Origin of the sequence: Oryzisolibacter sp. LB2S, assembly GCF_040732315.1 — a bacterium.
GTDB lineage: Bacteria > Pseudomonadota > Gammaproteobacteria > Burkholderiales > Burkholderiaceae_C > Alicycliphilus > Alicycliphilus soli.
The window spans coordinates 1691572-1713794 of the sequence record NZ_CP160388.1 but is presented as its reverse complement, the minus strand read 5'-3'; the positions used below and the strand labels follow the sequence as shown (position 1 = coordinate 1713794).

The 22223-nt window shown below is 68.3% G+C and carries 22 protein-coding genes; 9 read left to right on the top strand and 13 right to left on the bottom strand.

Annotation, left to right across the window (positions count from 1 at the left end):
* Positions 1 to 12 precede the first annotated feature (12 nt).
* The 3 genes from ABUE11_RS08110 to ABUE11_RS08100 form a co-directional block, all read right to left on the bottom strand.
* Complete coding sequence (locus ABUE11_RS08110; RefSeq protein WP_367068538.1) at positions 13 to 1374, bottom strand: HD domain-containing phosphohydrolase; 1362 nt, start codon at positions 1372 to 1374, stop codon at positions 13 to 15.
* 141 nt (positions 1375 to 1515) lie between these two features.
* A complete protein-coding gene (locus ABUE11_RS08105) occupies positions 1516 to 2154 on the bottom strand; it encodes a 3-oxoacid CoA-transferase subunit B (RefSeq protein ID WP_367068537.1) in 639 nt (212 codons plus the stop codon).
* Position 2155: 1 nt separating this feature from the next.
* Entirely contained in the window at positions 2156 to 2863 is a 708-nt protein-coding gene (locus ABUE11_RS08100) for a CoA transferase subunit A (protein ID WP_367068536.1), read from the bottom strand.
* 81 nt (positions 2864 to 2944) lie between these two features.
* Here ABUE11_RS08100 and ABUE11_RS08095 point away from each other — a divergent pair, with 81 nt between their 5' ends.
* From ABUE11_RS08095 to ABUE11_RS08065, 7 genes are all read left to right on the top strand, one after another.
* Positions 2945 to 3490 (top strand): PAS and helix-turn-helix domain-containing protein, encoded by a 546-nt coding sequence (locus ABUE11_RS08095; RefSeq protein ID WP_367068535.1) that lies wholly within the window; start codon positions 2945 to 2947, stop codon positions 3488 to 3490.
* A 266-nt stretch (positions 3491 to 3756) separates the two neighbouring features.
* Positions 3757 to 4884 (top strand): acyltransferase, encoded by a 1128-nt coding sequence (locus ABUE11_RS08090; RefSeq protein ID WP_367068783.1) that lies wholly within the window; start codon positions 3757 to 3759, stop codon positions 4882 to 4884.
* A 279-nt stretch (positions 4885 to 5163) separates the two neighbouring features.
* A complete protein-coding gene (argA, locus tag ABUE11_RS08085; protein ID WP_367068534.1) occupies positions 5164 to 6510 on the top strand; it encodes an amino-acid N-acetyltransferase in 1347 nt (448 codons plus the stop codon).
* Positions 6511 to 6575: 65 nt separating this feature from the next.
* On the top strand, positions 6576 to 6935 hold the full coding sequence (locus ABUE11_RS08080) for a DUF2946 family protein (protein WP_367068533.1): 360 nt from the start codon (positions 6576 to 6578) through the stop codon (positions 6933 to 6935).
* 292 nt (positions 6936 to 7227) lie between these two features.
* The gene (locus tag ABUE11_RS08075; protein ID WP_367068782.1) at positions 7228 to 9294 is read left to right on the top strand and encodes a TonB-dependent receptor; all 2067 of its coding nucleotides are present in this window, start codon (positions 7228 to 7230) and stop codon (positions 9292 to 9294) included.
* A 13-nt stretch (positions 9295 to 9307) separates the two neighbouring features.
* Positions 9308 to 10855, top strand: a complete 1548-nt coding sequence (locus ABUE11_RS08070; RefSeq protein WP_367068532.1) for a PepSY domain-containing protein — start codon at positions 9308 to 9310, stop codon at positions 10853 to 10855.
* Positions 10856 to 10882: 27 nt separating this feature from the next.
* Positions 10883 to 11539 (top strand): glutathione S-transferase, encoded by a 657-nt coding sequence (locus ABUE11_RS08065; RefSeq protein ID WP_367068531.1) that lies wholly within the window; start codon positions 10883 to 10885, stop codon positions 11537 to 11539.
* Here the strand turns inward: ABUE11_RS08065 and ABUE11_RS08060 are convergent.
* From ABUE11_RS08060 to ABUE11_RS08035, 6 genes are all read right to left on the bottom strand, one after another.
* The gene (locus ABUE11_RS08060) at positions 11484 to 12035 is read right to left on the bottom strand and encodes a disulfide bond formation protein B (RefSeq protein ID WP_367068781.1); all 552 of its coding nucleotides are present in this window, start codon (positions 12033 to 12035) and stop codon (positions 11484 to 11486) included. The genes ABUE11_RS08065 and ABUE11_RS08060 overlap by 56 nt on opposite strands.
* A gap of 53 nt (positions 12036 to 12088) precedes the next feature.
* Positions 12089 to 13228, bottom strand: coding sequence for a sulfate ABC transporter ATP-binding protein (locus tag ABUE11_RS08055; protein WP_367068530.1), 1140 nt, complete (start codon positions 13226 to 13228; stop codon positions 12089 to 12091).
* Between the two features lie 53 nt (positions 13229 to 13281).
* A complete protein-coding gene (cysW, locus tag ABUE11_RS08050; protein ID WP_367068529.1) occupies positions 13282 to 14184 on the bottom strand; it encodes a sulfate ABC transporter permease subunit CysW in 903 nt (300 codons plus the stop codon).
* Positions 14181 to 15032 carry a sulfate ABC transporter permease subunit CysT gene (cysT, locus tag ABUE11_RS08045; protein ID WP_367068528.1) on the bottom strand — a complete coding sequence of 284 codons (852 nt, stop codon included), beginning with the start codon at positions 15030 to 15032 and terminating at the stop codon, positions 14181 to 14183. Before cysT ends, cysW begins: the two co-directional genes overlap by 4 nt.
* A 251-nt stretch (positions 15033 to 15283) precedes the next feature.
* Positions 15284 to 16285 carry a sulfate ABC transporter substrate-binding protein gene (locus tag ABUE11_RS08040; RefSeq protein WP_367068527.1) on the bottom strand — a complete coding sequence of 334 codons (1002 nt, stop codon included), beginning with the start codon at positions 16283 to 16285 and terminating at the stop codon, positions 15284 to 15286.
* Positions 16286 to 16377: 92 nt separating this feature from the next.
* Complete coding sequence (locus ABUE11_RS08035) at positions 16378 to 17298, bottom strand: LysR family transcriptional regulator (protein ID WP_367068526.1); 921 nt, start codon at positions 17296 to 17298, stop codon at positions 16378 to 16380.
* 127 nt (positions 17299 to 17425) lie between these two features.
* Here ABUE11_RS08035 and ABUE11_RS08030 point away from each other — a divergent pair, with 127 nt between their 5' ends.
* Positions 17426 to 18076, top strand: coding sequence for an FMN-dependent NADH-azoreductase (locus tag ABUE11_RS08030; RefSeq protein ID WP_367068525.1), 651 nt, complete (start codon positions 17426 to 17428; stop codon positions 18074 to 18076).
* Positions 18077 to 18198: 122 nt separating this feature from the next.
* On the opposite strand, the gene ABUE11_RS08025 is transcribed toward ABUE11_RS08030, so the two are convergent.
* Complete coding sequence (locus ABUE11_RS08025; protein WP_367068524.1) at positions 18199 to 18750, bottom strand: NAD(P)H-dependent oxidoreductase; 552 nt, start codon at positions 18748 to 18750, stop codon at positions 18199 to 18201.
* 88 nt (positions 18751 to 18838) lie between these two features.
* The gene (locus ABUE11_RS08020) at positions 18839 to 19639 is read right to left on the bottom strand and encodes a MetQ/NlpA family ABC transporter substrate-binding protein (RefSeq protein WP_367068523.1); all 801 of its coding nucleotides are present in this window, start codon (positions 19637 to 19639) and stop codon (positions 18839 to 18841) included.
* Positions 19640 to 19774: 135 nt separating this feature from the next.
* Between ABUE11_RS08020 and ABUE11_RS08015 the strand changes: the two genes are divergently transcribed.
* Positions 19775 to 20419, top strand: a complete 645-nt coding sequence (locus ABUE11_RS08015) for a phosphoribosyltransferase family protein (protein WP_367068522.1) — start codon at positions 19775 to 19777, stop codon at positions 20417 to 20419.
* Between the two features lie 12 nt (positions 20420 to 20431).
* Here the strand turns inward: ABUE11_RS08015 and ABUE11_RS08010 are convergent, their stop codons facing one another.
* Both ABUE11_RS08010 and ABUE11_RS08005 read right to left on the bottom strand, forming a co-directional pair.
* Complete coding sequence (locus tag ABUE11_RS08010; RefSeq protein WP_367068521.1) at positions 20432 to 21097, bottom strand: methionine ABC transporter permease; 666 nt, start codon at positions 21095 to 21097, stop codon at positions 20432 to 20434.
* Positions 21098 to 21107: 10 nt separating this feature from the next.
* Positions 21108 to 22154, bottom strand: coding sequence for a methionine ABC transporter ATP-binding protein (locus ABUE11_RS08005; protein WP_367068520.1), 1047 nt, complete (start codon positions 22152 to 22154; stop codon positions 21108 to 21110).
* Between the last annotated feature and the right edge of the window lie 69 nt (positions 22155 to 22223).

The following is a 22223-nucleotide window of genomic DNA, read 5'->3' as shown; positions in this document are numbered from 1 at the left end:
TGATGTGTCTGTTCAAGACGCCGCTGTCATGGGCTCCTGCGCCAGCCGGGCGGCGCAGGCATCGCGCCAGCGCATGACGGCGATGTCACCCGGCTCCGGGCTGTCGGGTAACCCGGGCCATTGGCTGTAGGTGACGTTGACGATGCGCTGCAGCTGCCACAGCGCCTCCTGCACCAGGAGGGCGAGCTCGGCCATGCCCTGGGCATCGCCCTGCAGCAGCGGGATCATGTCGGTGAGCTGGCGCGGATGGGTACCGGACTCGAACAGCGACTTCTGCAGCGCAGCAAGCCGCTGCCCGACGATGACGCAGGCCTGCGCCTCCTCCTGCCCCTCCTGCGGCGGCTGCACCGGCGGCGGGCCTGCGCGGCGGGACTCCCAGTCGTCGAAGGCCTGTGCAAGCTGCGTCACGCAATGCTCCACATCGCCGTGCGATGCCTGTACGTCCCCCTGCACGGCGCGTATCTGCAGCAGAGGCAGCAGGCAGGCCACCAGGTCCGAGGGGAACTTGCGGTGGTTCAGCTTGAGCGTGAGCGACAGGCGCTGGGCCGGGGCCTGGTCGGCATATTTCTCGAAGAATGCGGCCACCACCTCGGCCGTCAGCAGAATCTGGCCCATGGGGGAGATCTGATCGCCCCGCAAGCCGCGCGGATAGCCGCTGCCGTCCATGTGCTCGTGATGCTCGAGGATGGCCTGCTCCACCGAGCGCGGGTAGATGTTCTGCTCGCGCGCGATGAGCATGGATGTGACCGGATGCGCCAGCAGCTGCTTGCGCCCCACTCCGGTGATCTTGTTGGCCGGGTCGTGCCAGACGGGATCCATGTGCAGCGACCCCATGTCGTGCAACAGCGCCGCGGCGGCCAGCGGCACGCATTGGCGCTCGCTCCAGCCGCTCCTGATGCCCAGGTACACGGAGACCAGCATCACGCGCACGCTGTGGGCGAACAACGCAGGGTATTGCTCACGCATCACCGTGAGCTTGAAGGCGATGGCCGCGGGCAGCAGCATGGCACGCACGGGCGCCAGCAGCCTGGCGGCCGTCATGCCCTCCAGCGTGTGCACCAGCAGATAGGCCAGGGTATCGCTCTCGCATTGGGCGCTGGCCACCTCCACCAGCGTCTGCACGCTGACCATGTCCTGCGCCGTCAGATGGTCCTCGATGCGCCCGCGCAGCTTGTGTTTGACCAGGCGGTCGTAGAGCCGGCCGTCGACACGCGTGCCCTTGTCCAGCAGCTTGATGCCCTTGTCCGTGTACAGGGCATCGTGCGTCACCACATGGCCGCGATCGGCCATGTCGGTGATGGCGCGCAGGTAGTGACTGCCGTCGTTCTCGCCCTCAGTGGCGGCGGGGACCTGCAAGGTGGCGGGTGCGTTCATGCCCATGTCAAGGTGTTTCCAAATGTTGGGGCCGACTATACGGTGCTTTGCGCAGCCGCAGAACGCAAAAAAGCCGGGCCTCTCGACCCGGCTTGTGCGGCCGGCCGGGCCCGCGGGCCCGCCGGCGGTGGTGCCTGCGCCTCAGCGCAGCAGCGGCACGCCCGTCTTGGACTGGATGTCCTCGAAGCTCACGCCCGGCGCGAGCTCCACGAGCTTCAGGCCCTCGGGCGTCACGTCCATCACCCCCAGGTCGGTGATGATGCGGTTGACCACGCCCTGGCCGGTGAGCGGCAGGGTGCATTGGGGCAGGATCTTGAGATCGGTCGTGCCGTCCTTCTTGCGCGCCACATGCTCCATGAGCACGATCACGCGCTTGACGCCGGCCACCAGGTCCATGGCGCCGCCCATGCCCTTGACCATCTTGCCGGGGATCATCCAGTTGGCCAGGTCACCCTTGTCGGTGACCTGCATGGCGCCCAGGATGGACAGGTTGATCTTGCCGCCACGGATCATGGCAAAGCTCTCGTGGCTGCCGAAGATGGACGAACCGGGGATGGTGGTCACGGTCTGCTTGCCGGCGTTGATCAGGTCGGCGTCGACCTGGTCCTCGGTGGGGAACGGGCCTATGCCCAGCATGCCGTTCTCCGACTGCAGCCACACTTCCTTGTCGCCCGTGTAGTTGGCCACCAGCGTGGGAATGCCGATGCCGAGGTTCACATAGAAGCCGTCCTGCAGCTCCTGCGCCGCGCGCGCGGCCATCTGGTCTTGGGTCCACGGCATGTCAGGCTCCTGTCTTTTCGGTGATGGTGCGCTTCTCGATGCGCTTTTCGGGGGTCGGGTTGTGCACGATGCGGTGCACGTAGATGCCGGGCAGGTGGATCTGGTCGGGGTCCATGGCGCCGGTCTCGACGATTTCCTCGACCTCCACGATGCAGATCTTGCCGGCCATGGCGGCGGCCGGGTTGAAGTTGCGCGCCGTCAGGCGAAACTGCAGGTTGCCGCTCTTGTCCGCGCGATGCGCCTTGACCAGGGCCACGTCGGGCACCAGGGAGCGCTCCATGACATAGGTGTGGCCGTCGAACTCGCGCGTCTCCTTGCCCTCGGCGACGATGGTGCCCACGCCGGTCTTGGTGAAGAAGGCCGGAATGCCCGCGCCGCCGGCGCGCAGCTTCTCGGCCAGCGTGCCCTGGGGCGTGAACTCGAGCTCCAGCTCGCCCGCCAGGTACTGGCGCTCGAACTCCTTGTTCTCGCCCACGTAGGAGCTGATCATCTTCCTGATCTGGCGCGTGTTGAGCAGCTTGCCCAGGCCAAAGCCGTCCACGCCGGCGTTGTTGGAGATGACCGTCAGATCCTTGACGCCGCTCGCGCACAGGGCGTCGATGAGCGCCTCGGGGATGCCGCACAGGCCGAAGCCGCCGACGGCCAGCAGCTGGCCATCAGCCACGACGCCCTTGAGCGCCTCGGCTGCCGAAGGGTAGAGCTTTTTCACGTTGCCTCCTGAAGTACTGAATCGATGCGCTACGATACTACGTATTGCGTTAAGTAGTATTCCCTAAAGACTTGTACCACCATGGATGTTGCCGACTACCGCCTGGCCTTCGAGATGGCGCCCGTGGGGCTGGTGATATCGCGCAACCGCATCATGGTGGACTGCAACCGCCAGGTGTGCGAGATGTTCGGCGCATCGCGCGAGCTGCTCATAGGCCAGTCCTTCCAGGTGCTCTACCCCAGCGCCGACGAGTACGAGCGCCTGGGCGCGCGCATGGCCCCCATACTGAACGCCCGCGGCTACTACGCCGACAGCCGCATCATGAAGCGCGTCAATGGCGAGACCTTCTGGTGCCATGTCTCGGGCCGCGCGCTCAACCGCGAAGACCCCCATGCCTCGGGCATCTGGAGCTTCGAGGACCTGTCCGCCCAGCGCCCCGTGAAGGCCGAGCTCACGGCGCGCGAGCGCGAGGTGGCCGCACGCCTGCTCGAGGGCATGACCTCCAAGGAGATCGGCCGCACGCTGGGCATCAGCCACCGCACGGTGGAGATCTACCGCGCACGCCTGATGCGCAAGTACAGCGCCTGCACGGCCGCCGACCTGGTGCAAAAGCTGCTGCTGGGGTGACTCCGCCGCCTGAGAGGCTGTGAGCCGGGCGAAAAAGTAATCATTGCTGATGGTTGCTGACATTCGGCTACGGCAAACATTCGGGTTTTTACTTAAACTTCGCCGCATTCCACTGTCTTCGACAGCCTCCCCGGCCGTGATGCCATGCACGGCCTCGGCCACCCTCGGTGGCCCGCAATTTCTTCAACCCCCGTGGTGACGCACCGCCCCTGCTCCTCGGCAAGGAGCATGCGCGGCCCACCACGGCAGACGGGAGATGCTCCGTTTTGCACGCACAGCGCCATCAGACCACCCGAGCGGGCCAGCCGCTGCCCGCCCTGCCCTACAACCCGGCCCTGGACGGGCTGCGCGCCGTGGCCATCCTGCTCGTCATCCTGTCGCACGCCCATGCGCCGCTGTTCGACGGCGCGTTCTATGGGGTGGACCTGTTCTTCGTGCTCAGCGGCTACCTGATCACCACGCTGCTGCTGCAGGAATGGCAGCAGAGCGGGCGCCTGGACTACTGGCGCTTCTACCGCCGGCGCCTGTGGCGGCTGATGCCGGCGCTCGTGCTGTTTCTGCTCGCCTACTGCATCTTCGCGCCCCTGCTCTGGCCGGGCATGACCGACATGTACACCGACGCGCTGGTGTCCCTGCTCTACCTGGCGGACTACGGCATCGCCTTCTTCGACAGCCCGGACACGCTGCTGCACATGTGGTCGCTGTCGGTGGAGGAGCATTTCTACCTGGTCTGGCCGCCGCTGCTGGTGCTGCTGGCCCGCGTGACGCAACCGGGCAAGCTGTGGCGCCCGATGCTGGCGCTGTTTCTGCTGGCCTGGGCCTGGCGCGTGCTGTGGGTGGTGCAGGGCCAGCAGTTCTACGAGATCTTCTTCCGCTTCGACACCCGCGCCACGGGCCTGCTGGCCGGCGGCCTGCTGGCCACGCTGTTGCGCGAGCGGCCAGCCTGGTTCGAGGCGCTGCGCCAGCGTCTCGTGCACTTCATGTGGCTGGTGCTGGCCGTGCCCCTGCTCATGGCCCAGGCCTGGGACGACATGAACGCCATGGTCTGGGGCATGACGGTGGTCGAATGCGCCACCGTGGTGGTGATGCTGGCCCTGCTCGAGCGCCGCGGCGCCATCTACGAGATGCTGAGCGCGCCGGCGCTGGTCACGCTGGGCCGGCTGTCCTATGGCATCTACCTCTGGCACTACCCGGTGGTGCGCTGGCTGCGCGCCGATCTGCCCTGGCCCGCGGTCGTGGCTCTGGGCCTGGCCATCTCCACGCTGCTGGCCGCGCTGTCGTACTACGGCCTGGAGCGCTGGGCCCTGCGCCGGCGCGACGCGGCTGCCGCGCCCCGGTCCAGGCCCCGGAAGGCGGAAGGGGAGCTGCACCTGTGCACACGCAGCCAAGGCTGATGGCCCCGCCAGCCAACTCTCATATTGATAGCTGACTGCGCTTTTTGCACGGCGCATACAACCGAATTTGATTCGAATATCCATATATAACAAGCGCCTCCAGCTATCGATTTGAAAGTGCGACGCGGCGCCTCATCCGTGGCGCGCACGCCGCGCCCGCAGCCGCTACACTGCGCGCTGCGCTTGCAGGCGCCACTGCCACCGACGGCCTTCCCGGGTGGCATGGAGCCGCAGGCGTTTTTTCATCCCTCCTGCCCGCGCCGCACAGCCCGCACAGCCATGTCCACGGTCTTCAACTTCACCTTTGTCCCCTGGTTCCGTTCGGTGGCGCCGTACATCCACAAGTTCCGGCACCAGACCTTCGTCGTGGGCCTGACGGGCGAGGCCATTGCCGCTGGCAAGCTGCAGAGCATCGTGCAGGACCTGGCCATGATCCAGGCCATGGGCGTGAAGATCGTGCTGGTGCACGGCTTTCGGCCGCAGGTCAACGACCAGCTCGCGGCCAAGGGGCATGCGGCCCAGTATTCGCACGGCATGCGCATCACCGATCCGGTGGCGCTCGACTGCGCGCAGGAGGCCGCGGGCCAGCTGCGCTACGAGATCGAGGCCGCCTTCAGCCAGGGCCTGCCCAACACGCCCATGGCCGGCGCGCGCGTGCGCGTGATCTCGGGCAATTTCCTCACGGCGCGGCCCGTGGGCATCGTCGACGGCGTGAACTTCCAGCACACGGGCCTGGTGCGCAAGGTGGACGTGGCGGGCATACGCCGCTCGCTCGAATCGGAGGCGCTGGTGCTGATCTCGCCGTTCGGCTTCTCGCCCACGGGCGAGGCCTTCAACCTGGCCATGGAGGAAGTGGCCACGCGCGTGGCCTGCGAGCTCAAGGCCGACAAGCTGCTGTTCCTCTCGGAAGTGCCGGGCATACGCATGCGCCCGCAGGAGCCCGAGAGCGACGACAACCCCGTTGACACCGAGCTGCCCCTGGCCCAGGCGCGCCAGCTGCTCGCCGAGCTGCCGGCCGCGCAAAGCCCCACGGACCCGGCCTTCTACCTGCAGCACTGCGTGCGCGCCTGCGAGCATGGCGTGGAGCGCAGCCACATCATCCCGTTCGCCGTCGATGGCTCGCTGCTGCTGGAGATCTACGTGCACGACGGCATAGGCTCCATGATCGTCGACGAAAAGCTCGAGGAGCTGCGCGAGGCCACGGCCGACGACGTGGGCGGCATCATCCAGCTCATCGAGCCCTTCGAGCGCGACGGCACCCTGGTCAAGCGCGACCGCACGGAGATCGAGCGCGACATCGCCGCCTACACCGTGATCGAACACGACGGCGTGATCTTCGGCTGCGCCGCGCTCTACCCCTACCCCGAGGCCGACACCGCCGAGATGGCTGCCGTCACCGTCTCGCCCAACAGCCAGGGCACGGGCGACGGCGAGAAGCTGCTCAAGCGCATAGAGCAGCGCGCGCGCATGCTCGGCCTGTCGAGCATCTTCGTGCTGACCACGCGCACCATGCACTGGTTCATCAAGCGCGGCTTCTCGCCCGTGGCGCCCGACTGGCTGCCCGAGGCACGCAAGCGCAAGTACAACTGGGACCGCAAGAGCCAGGTGCTGGTCAAGAAGCTCTGATCCATTCGGCCCACAACGCCGACAGGTCAATCGGCCTGCACCTGCGCGCGCATATGATCGCCAACATGACGATGCCCAGAGCCCTTGCCTCCCTGCGCCTGTGGGTGCTGGCCTGGTTCATGGCGTCGCTGGGCGTGTCCAGCGCCGCGCCCATGGTGCAGCCGCAGACCATGCACCTCATCTGCTCGGGCACCGGCGCCATCCTGCTGCTCATGCAGAGCGATGACGGCAGCGTGGAAAAAATGGGCAGCTCCGGCATGGACTGCCCGCTGTGCTCCCCCGCAGGCGCGCCACCGGCGGTCTACACCGCCGACCTGATCACCCCCCCGCCGCTGGCCCACGCGCTGCGGCCCATCGAGGCCGCACGCATCGCGGCCGCCACGGCCGCGCCGCTGCCGGCGCGCGGACCGCCCACGCTCTCCTGACTCCCGCCCGTCCGGCCCGCCCGCCGCGCCCCATGCGCCGCGGCGCGCCCGCATGCCCATGCGCGCCAACCCACGGCAAGCGCTCGCCGCGGCATGGCATGCCCCGCGTCATCCGTCAGAGAGAGTTTTCATGAGCCATCACAACACCACCACCGGCGTGGCCGCCCTGCGCGCGCACGCCCCATCGCTTCGCCCGTCGCCGCTCTGCACCCGCCTGCTCGCGGCCCTGGCGCTCGCACTCCTGGGCACCGCGGCCCAGGGCCAGGGCACCGAGGCCGCAACCCTGCAAACCATGGAGGTCGTGGATAGCGCGCCCGCCCCCAACGGCCGGCTGCCGCTCGACACCCCGATAGAGACCGGCAGCCGCCTGGGGCTGACGGCGCGCGAGACACCCGCCTCCGTCACCGTCGTGGACCGCAGCACCATAGAGGCGCGCGGCGCCCAGGACACGCAGGAAATCCTGCGCGCCATCCCCGGCGTGACCGCGCACAACGCACCCGGCAGCATAGGCGTGAGCTACCGGGGCTTTGGCAGCGGCTCCATAGGCCAGATGTTCAACGGCATCAACGTGCAGTATGCGATCGCCGCGCGCCCCGTGGACAGCTGGATCTACGACCGGGTCGAGGCCATCGGCGGTCCGTCGAGCTTTCTGTTCGGCTCGGGCGCCGTGGGCGGCTCCATCAACTACATCACCAAGCTGGCCGAGCGCCACGACTTCAGCGAAGGCCAGCTGCGCCTGGGCCGGCATGGCCTCAAGGAGGTCTCGCTGGGGCTGAACCGCCGCATCTCCGGCGGCACGCAGGCCGCCGGCGCGCAGCATTTCGCACGCCTGGACCTGAACCACCGCGATGCCGGCAACTGGGTCGAGGGCATGCACACGCGCGCCACGCAGCTCGCCGCCTCGCTGCTGTCCGACCTGGGCGGCGGCCTCACCCACACCCTGGCCTACGAGTACCAGAACGAGCATGTCGACCGCCCCTACTGGGGCACGCCCCTGCTCACCCCCGCGGCCGGCGAGCTGCGCACAGACCCACGCACGCGCTTTGCCAACTACAACAGCGCCGACGGCCTGTACGCCCAGCGCGTGCAGTGGCTGCGCTCGGTCACGCAGTGGCGCGCCTCTGGCACGCTGCAGCTGCGCAACACCTTCTACGCCTACGATGCGCTGCGCGACTACCGCAACGTCGAGACCTACCGCTTCAACGCCGCCAACACCCAGGTCATGCGCTCGGCGGCCTTGCTGCAGCGCCACGACCACCAGGTGCTGGGCGACCGCATCGAGGCCAGCCACCAGGGCAGTCTCGCGGGCCGCAGGAGCGACTGGGCCTTTGGCCTGGACGTGAGCGTGAACCGGCAGACGCGCTTTCCCAACAGCCTGGCGGGCACGGTGAGCACGGTCGATCCCTACCGCTTCACGACCGAGCATTTCTTCGACATCCCCGGCATGGCGCCGGGCTTCAGGGCCGACCGCACCAACAAGGTCACGACCGCCGCGCTGTACGTGGAGAACCGCACGGCCGTCGCGCCCCTGCTCAACCTGATCACCGCCCTGCGCCACGAGCGCATCGACCTCGACCTGACCAACCGCCGCACCGTCACGGCCACCATGCCCGCGAGCTACAGCCGCGGCTACCGGCCCACCACGGGCCGCATCGGCGTGGTCTGGGACATCGCGCCCGGCGCCAATCTCTATGCGCAGTACTCCACGGCCGCCGATCCCCCATCGGGCATCCTGTCCACGGCCTCTTTCGCCGACGTGATGAACAACAGCGAGCTCACCCGCGGCCGCCAGGCCGAGGTGGGCAGCAAGCTCGACTTCTGGGGCGGCAAGGGCACGGCGACGCTGGCGCTCTACCAGATCAGCCGGCGCAACATCGCCACGCAGGACCCGAACCGGCCGGGCGTCACGCTGCTCGTGGGCGAGCAGTCGTCCAAGGGCGCCGAGCTGTCGCTGGGCCTGCGCCCGTCGCCGCGCTGGCAGCTGCAGGCCAACCTCACGCATGTGCGCGCGCGCTACGAGAACTTCATGCAGGGCGGCGTGTCGCTGGCGGGCAAGCGGCCCACCAACACACCGGCCACCGTGGCCAATCTCTGGCTCGGCTACGCCATCACGCCCGCGCTCCAAGCCAGCGCCGGCCTGCGCCATGTGGGCAGGCTGTATGCCGATGCGGCCAACACGCAGTGGCAATCGGCCTACACGCTGCTGGACCTGGGCCTGGCCTGGCAGCTCAGCCGCAGCAGCACGCTCACCGGGCGGCTGCGCAACGCCACCGACCGGCTGTACGCCGCCAACCTCGGCAGCCAGGCCTATCTGGGCGCGCCGCGCACGGCCGACGTGACGCTGCACGTTGCGTTCTGAGCCGGAGGCCGCCATGGCACATGTCAAACGCTGGTTGTTTCTGATCCACCGCTGGCTGGGCGTGCTGCTGTGCGCCTTCTTCGCCATGTGGTTCGTCTCGGGCATGGTGATGATGTACGTGGGCTACCCCAAGCTCACGCCGGCCGAGCGGCTGGAACACCTGCCCGCCCTGCGCGCCGCCCCGGTGGTGCTCGAACCCGCCCAGGCGCTGGCCGCGGCGCGCCTGCAGGGGCCGCTGCAGGATCTGCGCCTGGCCGTGGCCGGCGCGGGCCGCCCCGTGTACCTGGCCACGCCCGCACAGACTGACCCGGCCGCGCAGGGCAAGAGCCGCCGCATGCGTCAGCCGAGGGCCGTCGTGATCGATGCCGAAACCGGTGCCGTGCTCGCCCGCGTGGGCGAGGCGCAGGCCCTGGCCAGCGCCGCGGCCTATGCCGGGCCCGACGTCGCCACGCGCTACGAGGGCCAGCTGGACGAGGACGCCTTCACGCATTCGCGCGCGCTGGACGCCCACCGGCCCCTGCACCGCGTGCGGCTTGGCGACGCCCAGGACACGGTGGTCTATGTCTCGGGCAGGACCGGCGAGGTGGTGCGCGACGCCACGCGCAGCGAGCGCCTGTGGAACTACGCGGGCGCCTGGATCCACTGGCTCTACCCCTTGCGCGGCAATGTGTTTGACGCCTACTGGGCGGACATCGTCAACGGGCTGTCCATCCTCGGCATCGCGGTCACGCTCCTGGGCGCCGTGGTCGGCGTGCTGCGCTGGCGCTTTGCGGGCCGCTACAAGAGCGGCAGACGCACGCCCTACCCGGGCGCGATGATGCGCTGGCACCACGCCACCGGGCTGGTGTTTGCGGCCATCACGCTCACCTGGATCTTCAGCGGCCTGATGTCGATGAACCCCTGGCGCATCTTCGACAGCGGTGCCGCGCCGCTGCGGCTCGAATCCATGCACGGCGGGCCGCTGACCCTGCCCGAGCGGCCCGCGACCGCGCAGGCCCTGCTCGCCGCCGCGCCCGCCGATGTGCGCGAACTGCGCTGGACGCGCACCGCGGGCCACACCCTCGTGCAGGCGCTGGCGCCGGGCCATGCCCCCATGCTGCTCGACGCGGCCACGGCCCGCGCCCATCACTGGCAGAGCGGTGAGCTGGAGGCGGCCGCGCGCAGACTGTTGCCCGACCCGGTGGCGCGCATGGAGACGCTGCACGCCTACGACAGCCACTACTACAGCCGCGCGGCCCACACCATGAGCGGCGGCGCAGACAAGCCCCTGCCCGTGCTGCGCGTGGTCTTCGCCGACGCCGAGGCCAGCTGGGTGCATGTGGACCCGCACACGGGCGCCGTGCTCGGCCGCATCGACGGCCACCGCCGCCTCTCGCGCTGGCTGTTCGGCATGCTGCACAGCTGGGACTGGCTGCCGCTGCTCTCGCGCCGCCCGCTGTGGGACGGCGTGATGATCGCGCTGAGCCTGGGCGGCGCGGCCCTGAGCCTGACGGCGGTGGTGATCGGCTGGCGCCGCCTGCGCCGCAGGCTGGGCCCGCGGGCCGCGCCCGCAAGGCCCTGAGGCGGCGCGGGCGGCATACTCGGGCCCATGTCCGCCCTGCCCGTGCTCTACTCGTTTCGCCGTTGCCCCTACGCCATGCGCGCGCGCCTGGCGCTGGCGGTGAGCGGCCAGCGCTGCGAGCTGCGCGAGGTGGTGCTGCGCGACAAGCCCGCGGCGCTGCTGCAGGCATCGCCCAAGGGCACGGTGCCCGTGCTGGTGCTGCCGGGCCGGGTGCTGGAGCAGAGCCTGGACATCATGCTCTGGGCCCTGTCTGCCCATGACCCCGAGAGTTGGCTGCGGCCGGACGATGGGGATCTGGCCGCCATGCTCGCGCTGATCGCCCAATGCGACGGCCCGTTCAAGCGCGCGCTCGATCGCTGCAAATACCCCAACCGCTACCCCGACGCCGACCCGGCAAGGGAAAGGGACGCGGCCCATGCCTGGCTGCAGACGCTCGAGGAGCGCCTGGCCGCACGACCGGATGGCTACCTGTTCGGCACGCGCGCGGCCCTGGCCGACATGGCGGTGGCGCCCTTCGTGCGCCAGTTTGCGGGCGTGGACGATGCGCCATGGCAGGCCGCGCCCTGGCCGCGGCTGCGCGACTGGCTGGCGCGCTGGCAGCAGTCGCCGCTGTTCGCGCGCGTGATGCTCAAGTACGAGGCCTGGAGACCTGGAGCGGCGCCGCTGGCGTTTCCTGTGCCTTGACGGCGCCACGCACGAGCAGCACCAGCAGCAGCACGGCGAACGCCACGAACCAGACGAAGGACCAATTGGCGATGGAGCCGCCGAGGAAGGTCCAGTCCACCGCCGTGCAGTCGCCCGAGCCGCGGAAGATCATGGGAATGGCGCGGCTGATCGGATAGTTTTCGATCATTCCGTAGAAGTCGCGCCCGCAGGTCGCGACCTCGGGCGGAAACCACTGCAGCCAGCTCTGGCGCGCGGCCGTGAAGGCGCCGAAGCCCGCCATCAGCAGCGCCAGCACGCCGAAGCTCATCCACCAGCCTTTTTGGCCTCTGGCGCTTGCCAGTCCTGCGAGAACAGCTACACCAATGAGAGCATAACGCTGCACGATGCACATCGGGCAGGGATCGAGCCCCACCACATGCTGCAGGTACATGCCAAAGGCCAGCATGGCCACGCAGGCGGCGCTGATCAGCGCCAAGGTGCGGCGCGGGGCCTCGGTTATCCAGTTGAGCAAGATTCTTCCTTTGTCCATGGTGCCGGCCCTCCCCTGCCGCGCCCCCATGGCTGCGGTCAGATGCCGGCGGCTTCGTCGAGAAACACCTTGGCGCGCCGGGGCGTGACCACCAGCATCTCGCCCTCGCGCAGCCCCATGTCGTGGAACTGCTGCGCGGGGATCTGCGCCTCGATCAAGGTGTCGGAGGACGCATTGTCCGCCGACAGCGAACCTTGGGTGCTGGCCTCGGGAATAAGTTCCAGCCGCGCGATGGGCCCGACGACGATGGCGCGCGTGAGCTGCACCACGATGCCGCGCGGGCGCCCGTGCGCGTCGAGCGCCTGGCCCGGGCCGCCGTAGCGCTCCACGTCGAGGTCGTGCGGGCGCACGTAGGCGAAGGCCTGGGCGCCGTCGGCGTGGCGCGCCTCGGGGCTGTCGAGCTGCATGCCCTCGTCGAGGTGGATGCGGCCGTCGTTGGCGCGGCCCTTGAACAGGTTCACGTCGCCGAGAAAGCCGTAGACGAAGGGGCTGGCCGGGTTGTCCCAGACCTGCTGGGGCGTGCCCTGCTGCTCGATGCGGCCCTGGTTGATGACGACCACGCGGTCCGCCACCTCCAGCGCCTCCTCCTGGTCGTGCGTGACGAAGATGCTGGTCACATGCAGCTCGTCGTGCAGGCGGCGCAGCCAGCGGCGCAGCTCTTTTCTCACCTTGGCGTCGAGCGCGCCGAACGGCTCGTCGAGCAGCAGCACCTTGGGCTCGACGGCCAGCGCGCGCGCCAGGGCGATGCGCTGGCGCTGGCCGCCCGAGAGCTGGGCGGGGTAGCGGTCGGCGATCCAGTCGAGCTGCACGAGCTTCAGCAACTTCATGACCTTGTCGCGGATCACTGCTTCCGCAGGACGCTCTCGGCGCGGCTTCATGCGCAGGCCGAAGGCCACGTTGTCAAACACCGTCATGTGGCGAAACAGCGCGTAATGCTGGAACACAAAGCCCACGCCGCGCTCGCGCACATGCACATCGGTCTGGTCCGAGCCGCTGAAGTGGATGCTGCCCGTGTCGGGTGTTTCCAGCCCCGCGATGATGCGCAAGAGCGTGGTCTTGCCGCAGCCCGAGGGGCCGAGCAGCGCGATCAGCTCGCCCGACTGGATGTCCAGACTCACGTCGCGCAGGGCCTGGAAGCTGCCGAACTGCTTGCTTACGTTGCGGATTTCGATACTCATAAATCAATAGCTTGCTGCGCTTTGCACATACGGCCTGGAGCCAAATATCACTACTATTCTGTGGCGACCGGCCGCTCGGGCGGCAGGCTGGCCGCGGCCCTGGCCTGCTGCTCGTTCTGCCATTCGGCAAAGGTCTTGATGACCAGCGTGACCAGCGCCAGCAGCGCCAGCAGCGAGGCGGCGGCAAACGCCGCGACCGACTGGTACTCGTTGTAGAGAATCTCCACATGCAGCGGAATGGTGTTGGTCTGGCCGCGGATATGGCCCGAGACCACGGACACCGCGCCGAACTCGCCCATGGCGCGCGCGTTGCACAGGATCACGCCGTAGAGCAGGCCCCATTTGATGTTGGGCAGCGTCACATGCCAGAAGGTCTGCCAGCCGCTCGCGCCCAGCACCACGGCGGCCTGCTCCTCGTCGTTGCCTTGGGCCTGCATCAGCGGAATCAGCTCGCGCGCGACGAACGGAAAGGTCACGAACACGGTGGCCAGCACAATGCCCGGCACGGCGAAGATGATCTTGATGTCGTGCGCGGCAAGCCAGGGGCCGAACCAGCCGTTGGCGCCGAACACCAGCACATACATCAGGCCCGCGACCACGGGCGAGATGGAGAACGGCAGGTCGATCAGCGTGATCAAAAACGCCTTGCCGCGGAATTCGTACTTGGCGATGCACCAGGCCGCCGCCACGCCGAACACCAGGTTGAGCGGCACGGAGATCGCGGCGGTGAGCAGCGTGAGGCGAATGGCGGACCAGGCGTCGGGCTCGTTCAGCCCGGCCAGATACGCGTCCACCCCCTTGCGCAGCGCCTCGGTGAACACGGCCGCCAGCGGCAGCACCAGGAACAGCAGCAGAAAGCCGAGCGCAATGGCCGTGAGCAGCCAGCGCACCCAGGGCGCCTCGGTCGTGCCCGCGCGAGCGCGCGGCGCGGTGCGTGATGTTGCGGCGCCACTCATGCCGGCATCCCCGCATGGCGCCGTTGCCAGGCCTGCAGCGCGTTGATGACCAGCAGCATGACAAAGGAGAAGAACAGCATCACCACGGCCACGGCGGTGGCGCCCGCGTAGTCGTACTGCTCGAGCTTGCCGATGATGATGAGCGGCGTGATCTCCGACACCATGGGCATGTTGCCGGCGATGAAGATCACCGATCCGTATTCGCCGATGGCGCGCGCAAACGCCATGGCAAAGCCCGTGAGCAGCGCCGGCATGATGCCGGGCAGGATCACGTGGCGAAAGATCTGCCAGCGCGTCGCGCCCAGGCTGGTCGCGGCCTCCTCGAGCTCCTTCTCGCTGTCCTCGAGCACGGGCTGCACCGTGCGCACCACGAAGGGCAGGCCGATGAAGATCAACGCGATCACCACGCCGTTGGGGTTGAACGCGAGCTGTATGCCCAGGGGCTCGAAGTACTGGCCCACCCAGCCATTGCCCGCCAGCAGCGCCGTGAGCGAGATGCCGGCCACGGCCGTGGGCAGGGCGAACGGCAGGTCCACGAGCGCGTCCACCACCTTCTTGCCGGGGAAGCGATAGCGCACCAGCACCCAGGCGATCAGCAGGCCGAACACCAGGTTCACGCAGGCGGCGATGAACGAGGCGCCAAAGGTCAGCCGGTAGGACGCGAGCACGCGCGGCGCCGTCACGGCCTCCCAGAACTGGGGCCAGCTCATGGAAAAGGTCTTGAACAGCAGGGCCAGCAGCGGGATGAGCACGATCAGGCTCAGATAGAACAGCGTGTAGCCCAGCGTCAGGCCGAAGCCGGGCAGCACGCGCTTGGAGCGCCTGGGGGCGCTTGTGTTGGCACTCATCGGGTGTTGATTGGTTGGCTCAGGTAGCGCGATGCGCCTCGCCGTTGCGTCATCCCCGCGAAGGCGGGACATGGGCCCGTGGTTCTTGTGCGCCTGTTGTCACCTGCCCCACGTCATCCCCGCGAAGGCGGGGATCCATTGCGGGGATGGATTGGCGAAGCGGGCCCGGCGTGGCGCCTGGATTCCCGCTTGCGCGGGAATGACGGCGGGCGGGGGAATCAGCGGTGTATCGACTCCGCTCGGAAGCCGGCTTACTTGCCGTACAGCTTGTCGAACTGGCCACCGTCGTTGAAGTGCACCTTCTGCGCCTCGGTCAGCGAGCCGAAGTACTTGGCCACGGTGAACTGCTGGATGGGCTTGAACTGGTCGCCATGGCGCTTGAGCACGGCCTCCGAGCGCGGGCGGATGGCGTGGCGTGCGGCGATCTCCTGCGCCTCGTCCGAGTACAGATAGTCCAGATAGGCCTTGGCGAGCTCGGCCGTGCCCTTCTTGGCCACTGTGCGCTCGACCACGGCCACGGGGTTCTCGGCCGTGATGCTCACCGAGGGGTAGACCGCATCGACCTTGCCCTTGCCGAACTCGCGCTCGACCGACACCACCTCCGACTCGAAGGTGATCAGCACGTCGCCTATGCCGCGCTGCAGGAAGGTGGCCGTGGCGTCGCGGCCGCCCTTGGCCAGCACCGGCACGTTCTTGTAGAGCTTGGCGACGAAGTCCGCGGCCTGCGCGTCGGTGCCGCCCTTCTCGCGCACCGAACCCCAGGCGCCCAGGTAGGCGTAGCGGCCGTTGCCACCGGTCTTGGGGTTGACGACGATGACCTTCACGTCAGGGCGCGTCAGGTCGGCCCAGTCCTTGATGTTTTTCGGATTGCCATGGCGCACCAGGAACAGCATGGTCGAGGTGGTGGGCGATGCGTCGTGCGGGAACTTCTTGGCCCAGTCCTTGGCCACCACGCCGTTGTCGGCCAGGAACTGCACGTCGGTCGTGGTGTTGAAGGTCACCACGTCGGCGGCCAGGCCGTCATTGACGGCGCGCGCCTGGGCGCTCGAGCCCGCATGGGCCTGGTCCACCTTCACGTCCACGCCCTTGGTCTTCTTGTAGTGGGCGATGAAGGTCTGGTTGTAGTCCTTGTAGAACTCGCGCGCCACGTCATAGGAGACGTTGAGCAGCGAGCTGGACTGCGCCGAAGCCAGGGCGCTGGCGCCCAGGGCCAGGGCGGCGAAAAGGGTCTTGAGAGTGGTCGTCGATGTCATTGTTGCCTCTAGCACGATGCGTGAATGGGAGGCATTGTCAGGACGACGGTTTAAAACTCAAAAGAATATATGGTTGTGAATTTATAGAAAACTCATCTATCGGCGGCTTCGAGCTGCGCGCCGCGGTGCACGTTCTCGCCAAGGAAGTCCAGGAAGCTGCGCACCGCCGGCGACAGTCCGCGGCGCGAGGCAAACACCGCGTGCACGATGCCGGGCGGCTGCGACCACTGGGGCAACAGCCGCACCAGGCTGCCCTGGCGCAGCTCCTGCTGGCACATGTAGTCCGGCAGCCAGCACAGGCCCGTGCCGGCAAGCGCGGCGAACTTGAGCGTGAGCAAATCGTCGGCCACGTAGCGCGGCGTGAACTGCACCGTCTCCTCGCGCCCGCCGGGGCCTATCAGGAGCAGGCTGGCGCGCCCGTCGGTGGCCGACATGGCCAGCGTGTCCATGGCCGCCAGATCCTGCAGCGTGGTGGGCGTGCCCTGGCGCTCCAGTTGCGCGGGGCTGGCCACGAGCAGCTTGCACCCCTCGTCGAGCCGCTTGACCACCATGCTGGCGCTGTCGTCCAGCGTGGTGCGCACACGCAGGGCCACGTCCACGCCCTCCTCCACCACGTTGACAACGCGGTTGCTCACCTGCAGCTCGAGCCGCACCAGCGGGTGGCGCGCGAGGAACACCGGCATCAGCCGCGCCAGCACGGTCTGCGCCAGCGCCACCGGGCAGGTCACGCGCACCGTGCCGCGCGGCACGGACTGCACCTGGGCCACGGCGTCCTGCGCGGCCTGGGCCGACTCGCGCATGGCCTGGCAGTGGCGCAGATAGGCCTCGCCCACCTCGGTCAGCGAGAGCTGGCGCGTGGTGCGCTGCAGCAGGCGCACGCCCAGGCGCGCCTCCAGCTCGGCCACGCGCCGCGACAGGCGCGACTTCGGAATCCCCAGCGCGCGCCCCGCGGCCGCAAAGCCGCCGCGCTCGGCCACCTCGGCGAAGTACAGCATGTCGTTCAGGTCTTGCATGATGGCCCTGGGTCGTTCCAAATTCAGAACAATTTATCGCAACCACGCGGACTAATCGAGCATTGATTGCAAAACTACAATCGCCCCATCGCCCAGACTCAGGGTTTACGCCAAGACAGGAGATTTCATGCAACTGCTGCACATCGATTCCGCCATCACCGGCGACCAGTCCGTTTCGCGCCAGCTCACGGCCCAGATCGTCGCCGCCTGGAAGGCCAGCCACCCCGCGACCCAGGTGGACTACCTGGACCTGGTGCAGGACGCCCCGGCCCACTTCACCATGGACGCCATGTCCCCGCGCACCGGCCAGACCGAGGGGCTGAGCGAGGCCCAGCAGCGCGAGAACGCCGTGTCCGAGCGCCTGGTGCGCCAGTTCCTCGCGGCCGACGTGGTGGTGATCGGCGCGCCGTTCTACAACTTCAGCATCCCCACCCAGCTCAAGGCCTGGATTGACCGCATCGCCCAGCCGGGCCGCACCTTCCGCTACACCGCCAATGGTCCCGAGGGCCTGGCCAAGGGCAAGACGGTGATCATCGCCTCCAGCCGCGGCGGCGTGTATTCGACCAGCGAGGCCGGCCGCGCCATGGAGCACCAGGAGAGCTATCTGCAGACCGTGCTGGGCTTCTTCGGCGTGACCGATGTGCGCTTCGTGCGCGCCGAGGGCGTGAGCATGGGCCCCGAGGCCAAGGCCAAGGCCCTGGCCGCCGCCACGCAGGCCATCGAGGCCCACGCCCAGAGCGGCGCGGCCAATCAGGAGCGCATGAGCCAGGCTGCCTGAGCCCGCCGGCCCCACAGAACAACGCCCGCTCCGGCCTGACCGGGGCGGGCGTTTTTTCACATCAAAACAGCCTCCAACGCACTACCAGCAAGCGCATACAGCTATTCTTTCAATAGTAAACCTCAGACGCTGTGGCGCTTGACCCAGGCGACATACCGGTCCATCCAGGCCTGCAGAAAGGCCTTGCTGGCGTCGCCAATGCTGCCGTCCGCATTGAACAGCCCGTCCTTGGCGTGGACGAAGGCCTCGGGCTGGCCCAGCGTGGGCATGTCCAGGTAGGCCAGCACGTTGCGCAGATGCTGCTGCGCCATGGCCGTGCCTATGGCGCCGATGGAGGCGCCAATCACCCCCGCCGGCTTGCCGGCCCAGGCGCTCTGGCCATAGGGGCGCGAGGCGTTGTCGATGGCGTTCTTGAGCACGCCGGGGATGGAGCGGTTGTACTCCGCGGTCACGAACAGCACGCCCTGGGACGCGGCGATCTCGCTCTTGAGCCTGAGCACCGACTCGGCCGGGTGGCCATCGTTGTCCTGGTTGTACAGCGGCAGGTCGTCGATGCGCAGCTGATGGAACTCGAACTCCGGCGGCCCCAGGCGCGCCAGGGCTGTGGCGAGCCTGCGGTTGAACGAATCCTTGCGCAGGCTGCCGACGACGACGGCGATGCGGTATCTGCTCATACAAACCCCTTTCTGGACAGACCGTCACATGCTATGGCGCGCACTCGGGCCTGGCTGTCAGACAAGGGGCTGAACAACGTGCCGGAGCCTACCAGCCCGCGAGCACCGAGCCCTTGAACTGGGTGTCGATGAACTGGCGAATCTCCTTGCTGTGGTAGGCCTTCACGAGCTGCGCCACCCAGGGCTTGTCCTTGTCGGCAGCGCGCACGACGAGGATGTTCACGTAGGGGCCGTCCGGGCTTTCCTGGGCGATGGAATCGGTCTTGGGGTTGAGCCCGGCCGAGATCGCGAAGTTGGTGTTGATGGCCGAGGCATCCAGGTCGTCGAGCGAGCGCGGCAGCTGCGCGGCGTCGAGCTCGATGAACCTGAGCTTCTTGGGGTTGCTCACCACATCGAGCGGCGTGGCCTTGAGGCCCGCGCCGTCCTTGAGCTTGATCAGCCCCAGGGACTGCAGCAGCAGCAGCACGCGCCCGCCGTTGGTCGGGTCGTTGGGAATGCCAAAGCGCGCGCCCTCCTTCAGATCGGAGAGCTTCTTGATCTTCCTGGAATAGATGCCTATGGGGAAGTTGACCGTGTTCGCGGCCACGACAAACGGGTAGCCGCGGTCCTTGATCTGCGCGTCCAGGTAGGGCTTGTGCTGGTAGCTGTTGGCATCCAGATCACCCGCGGCCAGGGCGGCGTTGGGCTGCACATAGTCGCTGAACTCCACCACCTGGATCTTCAGCCCCTGCTTCTCGGCCACCTTCTTGACCTGCTCCATGATCTGCGCGTGCGGGCCGGCCGTGACGCCGATCTTGATGGTCTTGTCCTGCGCGAGCGCGGCGCCGGCAAGCCCCGTGAAGAGTGCCAGGGCCAGGGTGGACTGAAGCAATGAACGCTTGGAGAGCATGGTGAATCCTTGTTCGTGGACGCGGTGAGGAAAACCTGCGATCGTAGGCCTCGGAAAGGCTTGGACGAACGAGTAATTTCACATATCCAAACAACCACAGGGCATTTTTTGCGTCGCACATTCCGCGCACCCACCATGGCCACAGCAGACCACTCCATCGTGTTTCGCGACCGCCTGGACGCGGCCCGCCGACTGGCGCTGCGGCTTGAGTCCTACCAGGGCCGCAACCCGCTGGTCCTGGCCATTCCGCGCGGCGCCGTGCCCATGGCCCACCACATTGCCACAGCCCTGCAGGGCGAGATGGACGTGGTGCTGGTGCGCAAGCTGGGCGCCCCCCTGCAGCCCGAGTTCGCCATCGGCGCGGTCGATGAAGGCGGCTGGACCTACGTGTCGCCCCAGGCAAGGCTGGCCGGCGCGGACGGCCGCTACGTCGCCGCCGAAAAGGCGCGGCAGCTCGCACTCATGCGCGAGCGCCGCCGGCGCTACACGCCCGCGCGCGCGCCGCTCGATCCCGCGGGCCGCATCGTCATCGTGGTGGACGATGGCCTGGCGACCGGCGCCACCATGGTCGCCGCCCTGCACAGCCTGCGCGAGCACCGGCCCGAGCGGCTGATCTGCGCCGTGCCCGTCGCCTCGCCCGAGGCGCTGGCCCGCGTGCGCCCGCTGGCCGACGAAGTGCAATGCCTGCAGGCCCCCGCGGACTTTCGGGCCGTGGGGCAGTACTACCGGAGCTTCGATCAGGTCGAGGACGAGGAAGTCATCGCCCTGCTCGGCGGTTAAAGGCCCGGCCGATCACCGGTGCGACATGCGCCGCACGATCCAGTCCCCCAGGCTCTGAATCGCCTGCACGAAGACGATGAGGATGAGGACCACGGCCAGCATCACGTCGGGCAGAAAGCGCTGGTAGCCGTAGCGAATGCCCAGGTCACCCAGGCCGCCGCCGCCCACGGCGCCGGCCATGGCCGAGTAGCCCGTGAGGCTCACGAAGCTGATGGTCAGCCCGGCGACGATGCCCGGCAGCGCCTCGGGCAGCAGCACCTTCCAGACGATCTGCCAGGTGCTCGCGCCCATGGACTGCGCGGCCTCGACCAGGCCCGCGTCCACCTCGCGCAGCGCCGTCTCGACAAGGCGCGCAATGAAGGGCGCGGCCGCCAGCGTGAGCGGCACCACGGCGGCCCAGGTGCCAATCGACGTGCCCGTGACCAGGCGCGTGAACGGGATGATGGCCACCAGCAGGATGATGAAGGGCGTGGAGCGCACGGCGTTGACGATGCCGCCCACCACGCCGTTGACCGGCCCGTTCTGCAGGATGCCGCCCTTGTCCGTCAGGCGCAGGAACACGCCCAGCGGTATGCCCACCAGCGCGCCCAGAATGCCCGAGGCGCCGACCATGATCACCGTCTCCCACAGCGAGGTGGCGAACAGCTCCAGCATCATTTCGGAAAAATTCTCAAACATCGCCCGCTCCCTATGCGCCCACTTCCACGGTGCGCACCACGACCCCGTTGGCGCGCAGATAGTCGATGGCCGCGCCTATGCGCGCCATGGGCCCGCTGGCGTAGACGGCCAGCGAGCCGAAGGTCTGGTCCTGGATCTCGTCGATCTGGCCATGCAGGATGGACAGGTCCAGCCCCAGCTCGCGGATCAGGTGCGACAGGATGGGCTCGTAGGCATGCTCACCCGCATACGACAGGCGCAAAAGCTGGCCGCTCGCGCCCGCCGGCAGCCGCGCCGCCAGGCTGCGCACGCGCGCGAGCACGCCCTCGGGCAGCTCCTGCGGCACGATCTCGTCGATCAGGCTCTTGGTGATGTCCTGTTGCGGCCGCGTGAAGACCTCGATCACCGGCCCCATCTCCACGATGCGCCCGGCGTCGATCACCGCCACGCGGTCGGCGATCTGCTTGATGACCTGCATCTGGTGCGTGATGAGCACCACCGTCACACCGAGCTCGCGGTTGACCTGGCGCAGCAGGTCCAGGATGGAGCGCGTGGTCTCGGGGTCGAGCGCGCTCGTGGCCTCGTCGGACAGCAGCACCTTGGGGCTACTGGCCAGCGCGCGCGCAATGCCCACGCGCTGCTTTTGCCCGCCCGAGATCTGCGCCGGGTAGCGGTCGGCCAGATGCGCCAGGCCCACGAGCTCCAGCAGCGGGTCCACGCGCTTCTTAATCTCGCCCGCGGCCATGCCCGCGAGCTCCAGCGGCAGCGCGGCGTTGCCGTACACCGTGCGCGAGGACAGCAGGTTGAAATGCTGGAACACCATGCCGATCTCGCGCCGCGCGGCGCGCAGCTCGGCGTCGGACAGCTGCGTCATGTCGCGCCCGCCCACCAGCACCTGGCCGGCGGAAGGCCGGTTGAGCAGGTTGATCACGCGCACCAGCGAGCTCTTGCCCGCGCCCGAGCGCCCGATGATGCCGAACACCTCGCCCGGCGTGATGTGCAGGTCGATGCCGCGCAGGGCCTCGACCGGGCCCTGCGGGCCCTGGTAAATCTGGGTGATGCCCCGTAGATCGATCATGGGAAACGAGAGGAAACGCCCCGCAGGCCCGCCAAGGCCGGCCGCCGGACTATGAAAAAAGCAGCGGCC